The organism is Mycolicibacterium tusciae, from assembly GCF_002086795.1.
Taxonomy (GTDB): Bacteria; Actinomycetota; Actinomycetes; order Mycobacteriales; family Mycobacteriaceae; genus Mycobacterium; species Mycobacterium tusciae.
In genome coordinates, this window is sequence record NZ_MVIM01000006.1 from 84,200 (window position 1) to 100,678 (window position 16,479).

The window sequence follows — 16,479 nt, forward strand, 5'->3', positions numbered from 1 at the left end:
TGTTCCCTGCGGCGTGGAGTCTATGCAGCAAGAGGGAGGACAGCCCGGTGGTCGAGGCGTTCATGCTGATTCAGACCGAGGTGGGCCGCGCTGAAGTCGTCGCCAAACAGCTCTGCGCCCTGTCCGGTGTGGTGTCGGCCGAATACGTCACGGGTCCGTACGACGTGGTGGTCCGCATCGGCGCGCAGAGTGACGACGAACTGCAGGCCAGCGTGGTTCCCAGCGTTCAGCAGGTGCCCGGCATCACCCGCACCCTGACCTGCCCGATCGCCGACGGGGCGCGCCCATAGAGTTTGGGCCGTGGACGACACCGAAACCCGCGACGGCCCGCCAAGGGGCCTGATGATCGCGGCGATCGCCGTGGCCGTCGCCGCCATCGGCTCGATCCTGGTCTTCGCGGCGCTTCGACAGACCCCCACGACTGAAAAGCCCGTCGCGATCGTCGCGGTGCCGGCACCGTACGCCGACAGCGCGGACTGTCGGGCGTTGGTCGACGCACTGCCCGAACGCCTCGGCGACTATCGGCGCGCCGCAGCTGCCGACCCGGCGCCACCGGCCGCCGCGGCGTGGCGTGCGGGTCCCGACGGCGAGGCCGTGATCCTGCGGTGTGGTGTGGACCGGCCCGCGGAGTTCGTCCTCGGCAGCCCCCTGCAGGTGGTCGACAAGGTGTCGTGGTTCCGGGTGGGCGAAGCAGAGGCGGGCGAAGACCCAGGCGCCGACCAAGGGCGCAGCACGTGGTTCGCCGTGGATCGTACGGTGTACGTCGCCCTGACGCTGCCCGCGGGCTCGGGTCCCACGCCAATCCAGGAGATCTCCCGGGTCATCGCGAAGTCGTTGCCCGCCAAGGCGGTTGACCCTGCACCAGTGGGTTAGCGCAGACCAGTGCCGCGCTTGCGTGCTGTTTCGACCATGGTGGCCAACAGCGTCGGGTAGTCGACACCGCTGGCCGCCCACATCCTCGGAAACATCGAGATGGTGGTGAATCCCGGCATCGTGTTGATTTCGTTGATGATCGGGCCGTCGTCGGTCAGGAAGAAATCGACACGGGCCAGACCCTGGCAGTCGATGGCATGGAACGCGCGAATCGCCAACTGTCGCACCTCATCTGCAATGCTGTCGTCGACCTTGGCGGGGACGTCGAGCTCCGCGGCGTCTTCGAGGTACTTCGTCGCGAAGTCGTAGAACGAGTCTTCCCGGCCGCGGACACCCGCCACCCGGATCTCACCCACAGTGCTGGCTTCTACGCGGCCGTCGGGGAATTCCAGTACGCCGCACTCCAATTCACGTCCGAAGACTGCCGCCTCGACGATCACTTTGGGGTCGTGGCGCCGGGCCAGCTCGATCGCCGCGGGCAGCTGATCCCACGCCGTCACCCGGCTCACGCCGATCGACGATCCACCGCGCGCGGGCTTGACGAACACGGGCAGTCCGAGCCGTTCGCGTTGCTCCAGGTCCAGCAGCTCCTGCCGTGACCGGAGCACGACCTGGTCGCCGATCGGCAGGCCCTCCGCTGCCAACAGCTTCTTGGTGAACTCCTTGTCCATCCCGGACGCGCTGGCGAGCACGCCCGCGCCGACGTAGGGCACTCCGGCCAGCTCAAGCAGCCCCTGGATCGTGCCGTCCTCGCCGTACGGGCCGTGCAGCACCGGGAAGACCACGTCGACGGCCTCCAGCACCTCGGGAGCACCGCGGCCGACCGACAGCAGTTCACCACGTCGTCCCGGGTCGGCGGCGAGGGCCAGTTCCTTACCCGATTCGCCGGTGACCTGCGGCAACCGGCCGTCGGCGATGGCCAGGGCGTCGGGCTCCGCGTCGGTGAGCATCCACGCGCCCTCAGGGGTGATGCCGACGGCGACCACGTCGAAGCGTTCCGGATCGAGGTTGCGCAGGATGCTGCCTGCGGAAACGCAGGAGATCGCATGCTCAGAGCTGCGGCCGCCGTAGACGACGGCGACGCGAACACGCCGGGCCGCGCTCAAGCCCGATGTCGCCGCAGGCGTGGCTCCGTGCTCATCGCTGGCAGTCACAACCTAGAGAGGCTACCGTCCAGCCCCACTGCGGGTCGCCTTCAATATCCTGACCTGCGATTTCAGGATAACGCCTGTTCGAAATCGCTGATCAGGTCGTCGGTGTCCTCGATGCCCAGCGAGATCCGGGCGAATCCGTCGGCGACGGGATCGCTCCAGCGCGCGCGGCGGTCCAGCGAGGTGTGGATGCCGCCGAAGCTCGTCGAGGAGATCAGCAGCGCGCTGCGTTCCACGAGGGTGTGCACGGCTTGCGCGCTGTCCAGTTCGATTGCGACGAGCCCGCCGAACCGCTTCATCTGCAGGGCCGCGATCTGGTGTGACGGATCGTCGGGCAACCCGGGATAGCGGACCGAGCGCACCGCAGGATGAGTGCGCAACATCACCGCGAGCGCTTGCGCGTTGTGGCACTGCCGTTCGAACCGCAGGCCGGCGCTGCCCAGACTGCGCAGCACCAGCCACGCCTCGAACGGACCGAGGATTGGACCGGCAAGCAGACGCTCCCGTTCCACGGCGGCCATCAACTCGGGATGGCTGCCTGCGACATATCCCGCGATCAGATCGCTGTGTCCCGACAGCGATTTCGTCGCGCTGGCGACGACGAGGTCGGCGCCAAGGGACAGCGGCTGCTGGCCCAGTGGCGTCGCGGTGGTGTTGTCGACCACGAGCGTCGACCCCCGGCGCCGGCAGTCCATCGCCAACCGGTGCAAGTCGACGACATCGAGCCCGGGATTGGCCGGTGTCTCCGCGAGCACCACGTCCGCATCGGCTGCCGCGGCACACATCTCAGCGCATGCCACCTCTACCACCGTGACCCCAAGTGGCACAAGGTATTCCCTGGCATAGCTGCGAACCTGGTTGTAGCCGTCGGCAGGCACCACGAGTTTGGTGCCGGGCTTGGCCAGCACCCGCAACACTGCGGTGATGGCGGCCATCCCGGAACCGAACGTCAACGCGGTGGCGGCTCCTTCGAGTTCGGCGAGCGCCGACTCCAGTTGTCGCCACGTGGGATTCGAATACCGCCCGTACTTGTCAGACGGCTCCGCCTCGTCCGGGGAGAGATGAAACGTCGACGCGAGCACGGGAGGCGATACCACTGGGCTACCCGAAACCGGTTCCGAGCCAACTGCTTTGACGCTGCGAGTCGAATCGCCGTATAAACCGTCCACGTCCTACTCCGGTTTCGTACTGCGCCCGAGCAGCAGTGCCACCGCCTCATAAACCGATGCGCCTTTGTGGCAGACCCGATTCACGGCATCGGTGAGCGGCATCTCGACGTCGTAGCTGGCCGCAAGTGCGAGTATCGACTGGCACGACGTCACACCCTCGGCGACGTGGCCATCCGCGGCGCGCGTCGCAGACTCCATGGTGCCGCCTTTACCCAGCCGTTCGCCGAACGAGCGGTTGCGGGAGCGCCGTGACGTGCAGGTGGCGACGAGATCGCCGACGCCTGCCAGGCCGGCCAGCGTTGCCGGCTTGGCGCCCAACGCGATTCCGAGTCGCATGATCTCGGCGAGCCCGCGAGTGATGATCGCTGCTGCCGTGTTCTCCCCCAGCCCGACTCCGGCAGCCATGCCGGACGCCAGCGCGATGACGTTCTTGCACGCGCCGCCGACCTCGGCGCCGATGACATCGGCGTTGGTGTACGGACGGAAGTAGCCGGTGGAGAACGCACGCTGCAGCGTCACGGCCCGTCCGGAGTCGCTGCACGCGACGACGGTGGCCGCCGGCTGCTCATCGGCGATTTCACTGGCGAGGTTCGGCCCGGAGATCACCGCGACGCGCGACGGGTCCGCCCCGGTGACCTGAATGATCACCTGGCTCATCCGCATCAGCGTGTCGAGCTCGATGCCTTTGGCCAGGCTTACCAGCGTGGCGTCGCCACCGATCAGCGGAGCCCACTGCACGAGGTTGGCCCGCAACGACTGAGCGGGCACGGCAAGTAACACCGTGCACGCCCCGGTGAGCGCTTCAGCAGGATCACTGGTCGCGCGGATTGTCTCCGGCAGCTCCGCGTCATCGAGATAGAACGGGTTGCGATGGGTGCTGTTGATCTCGTCGGCCAACTCGGGCCGACGGGCCCACAACCGCACCTCATTGCCGGCGTCCGCCAGGACCTTGGCGAGTGCCGTTCCCCAAGCTCCGGCCCCCAGCACTGCCGCGTCGACCACGCCTTCACCCTAGCGCGGCACGGTCTGCTGGCAGGATGGCGCTCATGGGCGGGTCATCGGAAGCCGATATCGGGCTGGTGATCGCGGTCAAACGCCTGGCCGCCGCCAAGACGCGGCTGGCGCCGGTCTTCTCCGCGACCACCCGCGAAGCCGTCGTGCTGGCAATGCTGATCGACACCATCACCGCTGCCGCGGCCGTACCGGCGGTGCAGTCCATCACCGTGGTGACACCCGACGACGTCGCCGGCGACGCCGCCAGGCAGCTCGGTGCACGAGTGCTCCCCGATCCGACGCCGCAGGGCCATCGGAATCCGCTGAACAACGCCATCGCCGCGGCGGAGGAAACGGTGCGGCCCGAGACGTCGAACATCGTTGTGCTGCAGGGAGATCTGCCCGCTCTGCAACCGCAGGAGCTGGGCGACGCGATCGCGGCCGGCCGCGCCTACCCCCGCAGCTTCGTCGGCGACCGCCACGGTACGGGCACCTCGGCGTTGATCGCCCTCGGCGTCGCGCTGGATCCGCGGTTCGGCCAGGACTCAGCCGAGCGCCATCGCCATTCGGGCGCCATCGAGCTGACCGGCGCCTGGCCCGGGCTGCGCTGTGACATCGACACACCGGACGACCTGTTGGTGGCGCGTCGCCTCGGTATCGGCCCGACAACTTCGCAGGCCATCGCCGGTGTCAGGTAACAGTTCTTCATCGCGGTGGCCGCGTGACTACTCAATAGGGAATCATTTGAGAGATGACGGAAGCCGATACCGAGATCCTCGAGACCGACACCGGATCGACGACCGGAACCGCGCAGCCGGCGACGTCAACTCGTCCCGGGTCACCGCAGTCGGGAGATTCTGCGCCTGAAGCACCACCGGCTGCGACATCGCAAGCGGTTGACAACGCGCTGCCGGAAGACCGCTACCTCAACCGCGAACTGAGCTGGCTCGACTTCAATGCGCGCGTGCTTGCGCTCGCCGCCGACCCGTCGCTGCCTCTCCTCGAGCGGGCGAAGTTCCTCGCGATCTTCGCCTCGAACCTCGACGAGTTCTACATGGTTCGAGTGGCGGGACTGAAACGACGCGACGAGATGGGGTTGTCGGTGCGGTCGGCCGATGGCCTGTCACCGCGTGAACAACTACGCCGGATCAACGAGCGCACTCAGCAGATCTCCAACAGGCACGCCCATGTGTTCCTCGACGCGGTGCGGCCCGCGCTCGCCGACGAGGGCATCGTGATTGTCACGTGGGCCGAAGTGGATGAGGGCGAGCGCTCCCGGCTGTCGACGTATTTCCACGAGCAGGTGTTCCCGGTCCTGACGCCGCTGGCCGTCGATCCGGCGCATCCGTTCCCGTTCGTGAGCGGGCTGAGCCTGAACCTCGCCGTCACCGTGCGGCAACCCGAGGACGGCGGACAGCACTTCGCTCGAATCAAGGTGCCCGACAACGTGGATCGCTTCGTCGAGTTGGCGCGCCGCGAAGGTTCCTCCGATGTCGTGCGCTTCCTTCCGATGGAGGAACTGATCGCCGCGTTCCTGCCGGTGCTGTTCCCGGGTCTGGAGATCGTCGAGCATCATGCTTTCCGCATCACCCGCAACGCAGACTTCGAGGTCGAAGAGGACCGTGACGAAGATCTGTTGCAGGCGCTGGAGCGAGAACTGGCGCGTCGGCGCTTCGGTTCCCCGGTACGCCTTGAAGTATCCGACGACATGACTGAGAGCATGCTCGAACTGCTCTTGCGCGAACTCGACGTCGACACCGGTGATGTCATCGAGGTACCGGGGCTTCTCGACCTGTCGTCGCTGTGGCAGATCTATGACCAGGACCGCCCCGCGCTGAAAGACCGTCCCTTCGTGCCCGCGACGCCGCCCGCATTCGGTGAGCGGGAAACGCCGAAGAGCATCTTCTCGACGCTGCGTGACGGTGACGTGCTGGTGCACCACCCCTACGATTCGTTTTCCACTTCGGTGCAGCGGTTCATCGAGCAGGCCGCCGCCGATCCGAACGTGCTGGCCATCAAGCAGACGCTGTACCGGACATCGGGTGATTCACCCATCGTCAACGCGCTGATCGACGCCGCCGCGGCAGGCAAACAGGTTGTCGCGCTGGTTGAGATCAAAGCGCGCTTCGACGAACAGGCCAACATCAAATGGGCCCGCGCCCTTGAACGTGCGGGCGTGCATGTGGTTTACGGCTTGGTCGGGTTGAAGACGCACTGCAAGACCTGCCTCGTCGTGCGTCGCGAGGGATCCACGATCCGGCGCTACTGCCATATCGGCACCGGCAACTACAACAGCAAGACCGCACGCCTTTATGAAGACGTCGGCCTGTTGACGGCTGCGCCGGACATCGGCGCCGACCTCACAGATCTGTTCAACTCGCTGACCGGGTACTCACGCAAAGAGTCGTATCGCAATCTGTTGGTCGCGCCCTACGGTGTCCGCAAGGGAATCATCGAGCGGATCGAACGGGAGATCGCCGCCAAGCAATCGGGAGCGGATGCGGGCATTCGGTTGAAGGCCAACGCGCTGGTCGACGAGCAGGTGATCGATTCGCTCTATCGGGCATCGCAGGCAGGGGTCCGCGTCGAGGTGGTGGTCCGCGGCATCTGCGCACTGCGTCCCGGCGTCGCCGGATTCTCCGAAAACATCACGGTGCGCTCGATTCTGGGTCGGTTCCTGGAGCACTCACGAATTATTCATTTCCGCGCCACCGACGAGTTCTGGATCGGAAGCGCCGACATGATGCATCGTAATCTCGATCGACGAGTCGAGGTGATGGCTCAAGTGAAGGATCCGAGGCTGAGTTCACAGCTGAACGACGTCTTCGATTCCGCCCTAGATCCGTCAACCCGGTGCTGGGAGTTGGACATGGATGGTAAGTGGACCGCGTCGCCGCGAGAGGGCGAGACGGTCCGCGACCATCAGGTGTCGTTGATGGAACGCCATCGGCACCCTTGAGATCCGTCGGCTGTGAGCTCTCGGGGCCCCGAATGACCAGCAGGAGTTGACGTGCCGAGGGACAACCCACCCCGCGCGGTTCCGGCGGGCAAGGCCGTATTTGCCGCGGGCGCGGTGCTGTGGCGACCGGGTGATGATGCCGCCTCACCCGAAGTCGCGGTCATTCACCGTCCCCGGTACGACGACTGGTCCCTTCCCAAAGGCAAAGTCGACCCCGGCGAGACGGAACCCGTGACCGCCGTCCGCGAGGTCGCCGAGGAGACCGGCTACGCGGCGCATCTCGGCCGGCGGTTGGCCGCGGTTACCTATCCCGTCGACCAAAGCACCAAGAAGGTGCGGTACTGGACTGCCCGCGCCATCGGCGGCGAGTTCAGCCCGAACTCGGAAGTCGACGAACTCAAATGGCTTCCCATATCCGAAGCCATCAAGGCGGTCGGATACCCGCACGACCGAAAGGTCCTACGCCGCTTCAAGAAGCTGCCGGCCGATACGAAGACGGTGCTGATCGTCCGGCACGGCACCGCGGGCAGCAAGTCCCGATACAAAGGTGACGACCGCAACCGTCCTTTGGACAAGCACGGCCGCGCCCAGGCCGAGTCTCTCGTCGGACAGTTGTTGTCCTTCGGCGCCGAAACGCTGTACGCCGCCGACCGCACTCGGTGCCATCAAACGATCGCGCCGCTGGGCGAGGAACTCGGTGTCGACGTCAGCAGCGAACCGCTGCTGACCGAAGAGGCGTATGCGGAGAATCGCAAAGCCTCGCGTAGCCGTTTCCTCGAGATCGCCGCCGCCGAAGGCACGCCGGTCATCTGCACTCAGGGCAAGGTGATTCCGGATCTCATCTCGTGGTGGTGCGAGCGTGACGGTGTCCGCCCTGACAAATCGCGTAACCGCAAGGGCAGCACTTGGGTCCTGTCGCTATTCGACGGACGCCTGATCGCCGCCGATCACATCGGCAGTCCGCTCGCCCTCAAGAAATGAACGCTGCGGCCGGCGAAGCGCGAAGCTCGTCAGACACAAACGCGCCGTGGGTCGCATTCGCTTGATTGCCGGCGCGACCCACGGCGTGTTCGATGTCGAACTTACCTGCGGCCCTTCTTGGCCGGGGCGCGCTTCACAGCCTTCTTGGCCGGGGAACGCTTCACGGCCTTCTTGGCGGCAGTGCGCTTCACCGCCTTCTTGGCTGCGGCCTTCTTCACAGTCTTTTTGGCTGCGGTGCGCTTCGCAGCCTTCTTGACTGCTGCCTTCTTCACAGTCTTCTTGGCTGCGCTGCGCTTCACAGCCTTCTTGGCGGCCGTGCGCTTCACAGCCTTCTTGACTGCCGTGCGCTTCACCGCTTTCTTGGCCGCCTTCTTCACTGCGGCCTTCTTCACGGCCTTGCGGGCACCGCCCGCCGTCACGCCACGTTTCACTGCTGGTCCTTCCGACGGGAGGCGCTGTGCCCCAGAAACAACCGCTTTGAACTGTGCGCCGGGACGGAATGCCGGCACGGATGTGGGCTTAACTTTCACGGTCTCGCCGGTGCGCGGGTTACGCGCAACACGAGCAGCACGACGACGCTGTTCGAAAACGCCGAAGCCGGTAATTGTGACACTGTCACCCTTGTGAACCGCGCGCACGATTGTGTCGACGACATTCTCGACCGCAGCGGTTGCTGACCGACGATCCGAGCCCATTTTCTCCGTGAGTACGTCGATGAGCTCTGCTTTGTTCATGCAAAACCTCCGAAAACCAGTAGCCCACTTTGGGCCGACTAGAGGACACGGTAAACCCAATGGCCACTGATTTCCAAGAGCCACGCGCAATTTCAGCAGAATCTAGCGAACTTTCTTGCCCCCCTTGAGCTCCTGCCGGGGGTCCCGATAACGGGTTCTCCGGTGAAGATTTCGGCTCAGAAAGCCAATCCGTCACGCCGGCAAGGTACGCGGTTTCCAGCTCGGACGACTTGCTTCGTACGAATCGATTTCATCGCATTTCCGCAGCGTAAGGCCTATATCGTCGAGTCCTTCGGACAGTCGCCAGGCGGTGTAATCGTCAATGTTGAACGGCACCATGACCGTTCCCGCGACGACGTTCCGATCTTGAAGATTCACAGTAATTTCCATGCCGGGATGCTCCTCGATGAGCTTCCATAAAAGTTCGACATCATCTTGGGCGACTTCGGCCGCCAAGAGGCCCGCCTTGCCCGCGTTGCCGCGAAAAATGTCGGCGAAGCGAGATGAGATGACGACTCTGAATCCGTAGTCCATGAGCGCCCACACGGCGTGCTCCCGCGACGAACCGGTGCCGAAATCGGGACCCGCGACCAACACCGATCCTTTGTCGAACGGGGACAGGTTCAGGATGAAAGACGGGTCGGACCGCCATGCCGCGAACAAGCCATCCTCGAAACCTGTTCGGGTTACCCGCTTCAAATACACGGCGGGGATTATTTGGTCGGTGTCGACGTTGGACCGGCGAAGCGGAACACCGATACCGGTATGAGTGCGGAATGGTTCCATCACAGAGCTCCTATGAGTGAGTCAGATCGGCGGGCGAGGACAACGTGCCGCGCACAGCGGTGGCCGCGGCGACAGCAGGCGACACCAAATGAGTGCGCCCGCCTTTGCCCTGCCGTCCTTCGAAATTTCGGTTCGACGTCGATGCGCAGCGCTGCCCCGGGGAAAGTTGATCTGGATTCATTCCAAGACACATCGAGCATCCGGCCTGCCGCCACTCCGCGCCGGCGGCAGTGAAGATCTCACCGAGACCCTCTGATTCGGCCTGCGCTCGCACCCGCATCGAGCCGGGCACAACGAGCATCCGCACGCCTTCGGCGACCTTGCGACCCTTGAGCACGTCGGCGACCACACGCAGATCCTCGATGCGCCCGTTCGTGCACGAGCCGACGAAGACGGTGTCCACGGTGATGTCACGCATCGCCGTTCCGGCCCGAAGATCCATATACGCCAACGCTTTTTCGGCCGCTTGGCGTTCGCCGTCGTCAAAGATCAGCTCGGGGTCCGGTACCGACGCCGACAGCGGAACTCCTTGCCCGGGGTTGGTTCCCCACGTGACGAATGGGCTCAGCGTCGCGGCGTCGAGGTAGACCTCGGTGTCGAATTCCGCACCTTCGTCGGTGCGCAACTGACTCCACGCCGCCACTGCGGCGTCCCAGTCCGCCCCCTTCGGCGCGTGCGGGCGACCATGCAAGAACTCGAAAGTTGTCTCGTCGGGTGCGACCATGCCGGCGCGCGCCCCGGCCTCGATGCTCATATTGCAGACCGTCATGCGCCCTTCCATCGACAGCGATTCGATGGCGCTGCCGCGGTATTCGATGACGTATCCCTGTCCCCCGCCGGTGCCGATCTTCGCGATCACCGCGAGGATGATGTCCTTCGCGCTCACGCCCGCAGGCAGCTGCCCGTCGACATTGACAGCCATCGTCTTGAACGGCCGCAACGGAAGCGTCTGCGTCGCGAGGACATGCTCGACCTCGGATGTGCCGATGCCCATCGCGAGCGCACCGAACGCACCGTGCGTGGAGGTATGGCTGTCGCCACACACCACCGTCGTTCCGGGCTGGGTCAAACCCAGCTGCGGTCCGATGATGTGAACGATGCCTTGTTCGACGTCACCCATCGGGTGCAGCCGGATGCCGAACTCTTCACAGTTGCGGCGCAGCGTCTCGACCTGAATGCGAGAGACCGGATCGGCGATCGGCTTGTCGATGTCGATCGTCGGCACGTTGTGGTCTTCGGTGGCGATCGTCAGATCGGGCCTGCGGACCGGCCGACCGTTGAGCCGGAGGCCGTCGAACGCCTGCGGGCTGGTGACCTCGTGCACGAGGTGCAGGTCGATGTAAATGAGGTCGGGTTCGCGGGCCGCGCCGTCACCCGATCCCTTCGCGACGACGTGGTCGTCCCACACCTTTTCGGCGAGTGTGCGTGGCTTATCCTGGGCTGCCATCTTGACTTTCTCACATTCTGGGACGGTAGTATCTCCCTGTGAGACAGGATAGCGGTATCGGGGTGCTGGACAAAGCCATGGGGGTGCTGCACGCGATCGCCGATTCGCCGTGCGGATTGGCAGAGCTGTGCGAGCGCACCGGCCTGCCGCGTGCGACCGCGCACCGCTTGGCCGCAGGCCTCGAAGTGCATCGGCTGTTGATCCGCAACGGAGACGGCCAATGGCGGCTCGGGCCTGCACTCACCGAGTTGGCGGGGCAGGTCAACGACCCCTTACTGGCCGCCGGCGCCGTGGTGTTGCCGCGCCTGCGTGAGATCACCGGAGAGAGCGTGCAGATCTATCGCCGCGAAGGCACCGCGCGTACATGCATCGCCGCCTTGGAACCACCTGCCGGGCTTCGCGATACCGTCCCGGTCGGCGCGCGATTGCCGATGACAGCCGGCTCAGGCGCGAAGGTACTGCTGGCCTATGCCGATGCCGCCACGCAACAGGCCGTGTTGCCCAGCGCGAAGTTCACCGACCGGACCCTCGCCGAGGTCCGCAAACGTGGCTGGGCGCAGAGCGCCGCGGAACGCGAGCCGGGGGTGGCCAGTGTGTCGGCGCCGGTGCGCGATGCCACCGGCGCGGTGATCGCCGCCGTATCGGTGTCCGGACCGATCGACCGAATGGGACGTCGCCCCGGAGCACGATGGGCCGCCGACCTTTTGGCCGCCGCCGGTGCGCTTACCCGCAGGCTGTGAATGACTACTTGTACCGCAAGACCCAATCGCCTCGGCACGAGAGCAAGCTCTCTGCGCTCGGCTCACTCGCTTGTACCGCAAGACTCAATCGCCTCGGCACGAGAGCAAGCTCTCTGCGCTCGGCTCACTCGCTTGTACCCCCGATGGGATTCGAACCCACGCTACCGCCGTGAGAGGGCGGCGTCCTAGGCCGCTAGACGACGGGGGCCAGAACTATTTCCGGACAGCCAGCATAGCCCAGGGGGTTATGCGGACCTAATCAGCTTGAGTCCGGTGCTCGTCGCACGAGCGCTCATCGCGAATGGCTGGGGTACCAGGACTCGAACCTAGAATGGCTGAACCAGAATCAGCTGTGTTGCCAATTACACCATACCCCATTGGCTACCTGTAACCGCAGGTCACAGGCCCTTTTCGGCCCGACCAAGCAATCGGCGGCGCCGCCGCGCGTTGTTTCGGGCCGACGTGCAGACTACCAAAGATTCGCCGCCACTTTTCTCACGCCTGGTCTGCGACGGTGGCGGCACGATCGCGTCCCGCGCGTAGCCGTTGCAGGCTGCGGTCCCGACCCAGAAGCTCGAGCGATTCGAAGAGCGGCGGGCTGACCGACGCACCCGTGGCCGCCACACGCAGCGGGCCGAACGCCTTGCGCGGCTTGAGCTCCAGATTCTCCAACAAGGACACCTTCAGAGCGTTTTCGATCTCCCCGGTCCTCCACTCGCCGACTGTTTCGAGCGCGGCGAGCGCGGCCTCCAGCACCGCGACGGCTTCGGGCTTGAGTTCCTTGGCCGCCGACTTCTCGTCGAGCGTGAACTCGGCGTCGTTGAGGAACTTCAACAGGTCCCATGCGTCGCCGAGCACGACGATTCGCGTCTGCACGAGCCGCGCGGCCTCCGCGAATTGAGCTTCGTCGAGTCCCGTGTCGTAGCCGTGGGCAGCGAAATACGCCGCCAGTCGCGCGGTGAAATCGTCCTCACCCAACATGCGGATGTGTTCGGCGTTGAGAGCGTCCGCCTTCTTCTGATCGAACCGGGCGGGGTTCGAGTTGACGTTGACGACGTCGAAGGCGGCCACCATCTCGTCGAGGCTGAATACGTCGTGGTCTTCGGCGATACCCCAGCCCAGCAGCGCCAGATAGTTCAGCAGCCCCTCCGGAATGAAGCCACGTTCGCGATGAATGAACAGGTTCGACTGCGGATCGCGCTTCGACAGCTTCTTGTTTCCGTCTCCCAGAACGCTTGGCAAGTGAGCGAACTCGGGCACCCGGTCGGCGACGCCGATACGAATCAGTGCCTGGTACAGCGCGATCTGGCGCGGCGTGGAGGGGAGCAGGTCCTCGCCACGCAGGACGTGCGTGATCTTCATCAGCGCGTCGTCAACCGGATTGACCAATGTGTACAACGGATCACCGCTGGCGCGGGTCAGCGCGAAATCGGGAACCACACCCGCCGCGAATGTTGTTTCCCCGCGGACGAGGTCATTCCAGGTGATGTCTTCGTCGGGCATCCGTAGCCGGAGCACTGGCCTGCGACCCTCGTCGAGGAACGCGGTGCGCTGGGCTTCGGTGAGTTCGCGGTCGTAGTTGTCGTAGCCGAGTTTGGGGTTTCGGCCCGCGGCGACGTGGCGGGCTTCGACTTCCTCGGCCGTCGAAAACGCCTCATAAGCGTCACCGGATTCCTGCAGCCGTTTCAGCACGTCCCGGTATATCTCGCCGCGTTCCGACTGCCGGTACGGGGCGTACGGTCCACCGATGTCGGGACCCTCGTCGTAGCTCAGCCCCAGCCAGCTCAGGGCGTCCAACAGCGCCAGATAGCTGTCCTCGCTGTCTCGTTCGGCGTCGGTGTCCTCCAGGCGGAACACGAACGCCCCGCCGCAATGGCGCGCGTAGGCCCAGTTGAACAGCGCGGTACGGATCAGGCCGACGTGCGGCGTGCCGGTTGGCGACGGGCAGAACCGCACCCGCATATCGGTCGTCATGACTTTCCTTTGCGCACAACCGGATTGGAAAGGGTTCCGATACCTTCAATCGTGACGGTGACCGTGTCGCCGCCTTCGATGGGGCCGACACCGTCCGGCGTCCCGGTCAGGATGACATCACCGGGCAACAGTGTCATCACCGCCGAAATCCACTCCACGATCGCCCCGACATCGTGAATCATCAGCGATGTCCGGCTGTCCTGTTTGATCTCGCCATTGACCTCGGTGCGCAACGCCACATCGGACGGATCCAGATCGGTGACGATCCACGGTCCGATCGGACAGAACGTGTCGTGGCCTTTCGCCCGAGTCCACTGGCCGTCCTTCTTCTGCTGATCACGCGCCGACACATCGTTGGCGATCGTGTAGCCCAGGATGTTCTCCGCGGCGCGGGCGGCGGGAACGTCCTTGCAGACTCGGCCGATGACGACGGCGAGTTCACCCTCGAAGTGCACCGGGTTGGCGTCGGCCGGCAGCTGAATGGGCACATTCGGACCGACGATCGCGGTGTTGGGCTTCATGAACATCACCGGATCGGGGAAATCTCCCCCGCCCATTTCCGCGACGTGCGCCGCATAGTTCTTCCCGATGCATACGACCTTGCTGGCCAGGATCGGCGAGAGTATCCGCACGTCGGCCAGCGGCCACTCCCGTCCGGTGAAGGTCGGAGTGCCGAAGGGATGCTCGGCAATCTCTTTGGCGACTGCCCGGGCCGAGTCGTCGAGAGGACCCTCGATGCTGACGAAGCAGACACTGTCTGGGCTGGCGATACGTCCAAGGCGCATGCCGTCAGCCTAGTGGCCCCGATCCTCGGCGCTGCGGCCGCTCCCGCCCCGACAGCGTCTCATATATTGGAATATCGGTTCAGACATATGGGATGGCCGTGCGACTATGGAGCCATGTCCGCGGACACGATAAGCACCGCGCGACGCTGGTCGCTGCTTGTCATTGCGCTGACCGCGACGACAAGCGCCAACGTATTCATCAACGGTGTGGCCTTTCTCATTCCAAGCTTGCAGCGCGAGCGCGGACTCGACCTCGGGGCTGCGGGCCTGCTGTCGGCGCTGCCCGGCTTCGGCTTGGTCCTCACGCTCATCGCGTGGGGCTACCTCGTCGACCGGTTCGGCGAGCGCATCGTGTTGAGCCTCGGTTCGGTGCTCATCGCCGCGGCGGCGTTCGCGGCCGCTTCCGTCGACTCGCTGTTCGCCATGGGTGCGTTCCTGATGCTCGGCGGGATGGCCGCCGCAAGTAGCAATTCGGCCAGCGGCCGACTGGTGGTCGGCTGGTTCCCACCGGATCGACGCGGCTTGGTCATGGGCATCCGCCAAACCGCGACACCGCTCGGGGTCGGCCTGGGCGCCTTGGTGATTCCGCGAGTGGCCGACGCGTACAGCATCTCTGCGGCACTGTGTTTTCCGGCGATCGTGTGCGCGCTTTCCGCGGTCGTATGCGCGGTGTTCGTGATCGATCCGCCACGTCCACCACGCTCGGAGGCCCCGCCCGAGCACCTGGCGAATCCCTATCGCGCATCGTCGGTCTTGACCCGGATACATGCTGTCTCTGTACTACTGGTGGTGCCTCAAGCCGTGCTGTGGACGTTCGCATTGGTGTGGTTGATGACCGAACGAGGATGGTCGGCAGCGTCGGCAGGCGCGCTCGTCACGGTGGCGCAGGTGTTGGGTGCAGGTGGTCGAATCGCCGCCGGCCGTTGGTCGGACGTGACGGGTTCACGACTGAGGCCGATCCGCACCATTGCCCTGGCGGCCGCCGCCACGATGGGCCTACTGGCGATGACCGACTGGCTCAGTTCGCCGATCAGCGTGGCGATCATGGTGATCGCCTCGGTGATCACCGTCTCGGACAACGGGCTGGCATTCACCGCCATCGCCGAGATCGCCGGACCGTTCTGGAGCGGAAGGGCATTGGGCACGCAGAACACCAGTCAACTCTTCGCCTCCGCCGCGTCTGCCCCCGTGTTCGGCGCCTTGATCGGCGCCCTCGGCTACCCGGTGGCGTTCGCGGTTTCCGCGCTCCTGCCGCTACTGGCGATACCCGTGATCCCGGTCGAACCAAAGACGGACTGAACTCACTCGCGCTGCGCGCGGCGCGGAAGCATGACCAATGCGGCAACCAGGAAGCACAGTGCGCCGATGAACGTGCCCAGGTTCGCCATCCAGGCATCCGCGGTGACACCGGATTCTCTGACGAAGGCGCCGAGCGCGGACACCGCGAACGCGACGCAGCCGATCATGTTGATCCACTCCCCCTGCCAGTCACGCGATTTCAGCTCGATGATGCCGACGACCGCCGTCACCGCGATCACGCCGAGGACACCGCTGATCAGAAACGCCAGCGACCCCAGAGCGTCCGGCGCCCACACGAGTCGGCGCTCCGGTTTGACCGCATGTGCCCACAGGGCAGAGCCGGTACTGACGTTGAAAAAGATCGTCCCGACGAACTGGGTTGCCGCGGAAAGCCATCCGATGCGCTGCGCGGGAGGGGCCAGCACCAGCTGCATCCAGCCCGCGGTGGTGAAGAACCAGGATCCGATGAAGCACAACAGGTTGGCGATCCCTGCGCCCGCCACTGCGGACAACCCCGGGGTCGTGGCGATCGCGAACAGTGCCGAACCGATCGCGAACAGCCAGCACTGCCGGCTCAGTGTCGCCACG

16 protein-coding genes and 2 tRNA genes are annotated in these 16,479 nt (G+C 65.1%); 7 read left to right on the forward strand and 11 right to left on the reverse strand.

The annotated features are described in order from the left end of the window. The first annotated feature begins 47 nt into the window (after positions 1 to 47). Positions 48 to 290 (forward strand): Lrp/AsnC ligand binding domain-containing protein, encoded by a 243-nt coding sequence (locus tag BST47_RS13010; protein ID WP_083125948.1) that lies wholly within the window; start codon positions 48 to 50, stop codon positions 288 to 290. A 52-nt stretch (positions 291 to 342) separates the two neighbouring features. After that, a complete protein-coding gene (locus tag BST47_RS13015) occupies positions 343 to 873 on the forward strand; it encodes a DUF3515 domain-containing protein (protein ID WP_083126155.1) in 531 nt (176 codons plus the stop codon). Here the strand turns inward: BST47_RS13015 and BST47_RS13020 are convergent. From BST47_RS13020 to BST47_RS13030, 3 genes are all read right to left on the reverse strand, one after another. Continuing rightward, positions 870 to 1,979, reverse strand: a complete 1,110-nt coding sequence (locus BST47_RS13020; protein WP_083125949.1) for a D-alanine--D-alanine ligase family protein — start codon at positions 1,977 to 1,979, stop codon at positions 870 to 872. The two genes, BST47_RS13015 and BST47_RS13020, sit on opposite strands and share 4 nt — an antisense overlap. A 110-nt stretch (positions 1,980 to 2,089) precedes the next feature. Beyond that, positions 2,090 to 3,193 (reverse strand): cystathionine gamma-lyase, encoded by a 1,104-nt coding sequence (locus tag BST47_RS13025; protein ID WP_083125950.1) that lies wholly within the window; start codon positions 3,191 to 3,193, stop codon positions 2,090 to 2,092. A gap of 3 nt (positions 3,194 to 3,196) precedes the next feature. Beyond that, on the reverse strand, positions 3,197 to 4,195 hold the full coding sequence (locus BST47_RS13030; protein WP_083125951.1) for an NAD(P)H-dependent glycerol-3-phosphate dehydrogenase: 999 nt from the start codon (positions 4,193 to 4,195) through the stop codon (positions 3,197 to 3,199). A 44-nt stretch (positions 4,196 to 4,239) separates the two neighbouring features. Here BST47_RS13030 and cofC point away from each other — a divergent pair, with 44 nt between their 5' ends. The 3 genes from cofC to mutT1 are packed head-to-tail and all read left to right on the forward strand — an operon-like array spanning position 4,240 to position 8,126. Continuing rightward, the gene (gene cofC / locus BST47_RS13035) at positions 4,240 to 4,884 is read left to right on the forward strand and encodes a 2-phospho-L-lactate guanylyltransferase (protein ID WP_083126156.1); all 645 of its coding nucleotides are present in this window, start codon (positions 4,240 to 4,242) and stop codon (positions 4,882 to 4,884) included. Positions 4,885 to 4,937: 53 nt separating this feature from the next. After that, positions 4,938 to 7,145, forward strand: a complete 2,208-nt coding sequence (locus BST47_RS13040; RefSeq protein ID WP_083125952.1) for an RNA degradosome polyphosphate kinase — start codon at positions 4,938 to 4,940, stop codon at positions 7,143 to 7,145. Positions 7,146 to 7,196: 51 nt separating this feature from the next. Continuing rightward, positions 7,197 to 8,126: an 8-oxo-(d)GTP phosphatase MutT1 gene (gene mutT1, locus BST47_RS13045; RefSeq protein ID WP_083125953.1), complete on the forward strand. Its 930-nt coding sequence runs from the start codon at positions 7,197 to 7,199 to the stop codon at positions 8,124 to 8,126. A gap of 101 nt (positions 8,127 to 8,227) precedes the next feature. Here the strand turns inward: mutT1 and BST47_RS13050 are convergent, their stop codons facing one another. The 3 genes from BST47_RS13050 to leuC all read right to left on the reverse strand — a co-directional run bounded on the left by BST47_RS13050 (position 8,228) and on the right by leuC (position 11,093). Next, positions 8,228 to 8,860, reverse strand: a complete 633-nt coding sequence (locus tag BST47_RS13050; protein ID WP_083125954.1) for an HU family DNA-binding protein — start codon at positions 8,858 to 8,860, stop codon at positions 8,228 to 8,230. Positions 8,861 to 9,052: 192 nt separating this feature from the next. Beyond that, entirely contained in the window at positions 9,053 to 9,646 is a 594-nt protein-coding gene (gene leuD, locus BST47_RS13055; protein WP_083125955.1) for a 3-isopropylmalate dehydratase small subunit, read from the reverse strand. A gap of 10 nt (positions 9,647 to 9,656) precedes the next feature. Continuing rightward, positions 9,657 to 11,093 carry a 3-isopropylmalate dehydratase large subunit gene (leuC, locus tag BST47_RS13060; protein ID WP_083125956.1) on the reverse strand — a complete coding sequence of 479 codons (1,437 nt, stop codon included), beginning with the start codon at positions 11,091 to 11,093 and terminating at the stop codon, positions 9,657 to 9,659. A 38-nt stretch (positions 11,094 to 11,131) separates the two neighbouring features. Here leuC and BST47_RS13065 point away from each other — a divergent pair, with 38 nt between their 5' ends. Beyond that, positions 11,132 to 11,833 carry an IclR family transcriptional regulator gene (locus tag BST47_RS13065; protein ID WP_083125957.1) on the forward strand — a complete coding sequence of 234 codons (702 nt, stop codon included), beginning with the start codon at positions 11,132 to 11,134 and terminating at the stop codon, positions 11,831 to 11,833. Positions 11,834 to 11,968: 135 nt separating this feature from the next. On the opposite strand, the gene BST47_RS13070 is transcribed toward BST47_RS13065, so the two are convergent. The 4 genes from BST47_RS13070 to BST47_RS13085 form a co-directional block, all read right to left on the reverse strand. Then, positions 11,969 to 12,041, reverse strand: a tRNA-Glu gene (locus BST47_RS13070). Positions 12,042 to 12,135: 94 nt separating this feature from the next. Continuing rightward, a tRNA-Gln gene (locus BST47_RS13075) sits at positions 12,136 to 12,210 on the reverse strand. 118 nt (positions 12,211 to 12,328) lie between these two features. Beyond that, positions 12,329 to 13,807, reverse strand: a complete 1,479-nt coding sequence (gltX, locus tag BST47_RS13080; protein ID WP_083125958.1) for a glutamate--tRNA ligase — start codon at positions 13,805 to 13,807, stop codon at positions 12,329 to 12,331. Further along, the gene (locus tag BST47_RS13085) at positions 13,804 to 14,592 is read right to left on the reverse strand and encodes a fumarylacetoacetate hydrolase family protein (protein ID WP_083125959.1); all 789 of its coding nucleotides are present in this window, start codon (positions 14,590 to 14,592) and stop codon (positions 13,804 to 13,806) included. The genes gltX and BST47_RS13085 overlap by 4 nt, the downstream gene beginning before the upstream one ends. Before the next feature lie 114 nt (positions 14,593 to 14,706). Here BST47_RS13085 and BST47_RS13090 point away from each other — a divergent pair, with 114 nt between their 5' ends. Beyond that, a complete protein-coding gene (locus BST47_RS13090) occupies positions 14,707 to 15,891 on the forward strand; it encodes an MFS transporter (protein ID WP_083126157.1) in 1,185 nt (394 codons plus the stop codon). Between the two features lie 2 nt (positions 15,892 to 15,893). Here the strand turns inward: BST47_RS13090 and BST47_RS13095 are convergent, their stop codons facing one another. Further along, entirely contained in the window at positions 15,894 to 16,478 is a 585-nt protein-coding gene (locus BST47_RS13095; protein WP_083125960.1) for a hypothetical protein, read from the reverse strand. Position 16,479: the final 1 nt, after the last annotated feature.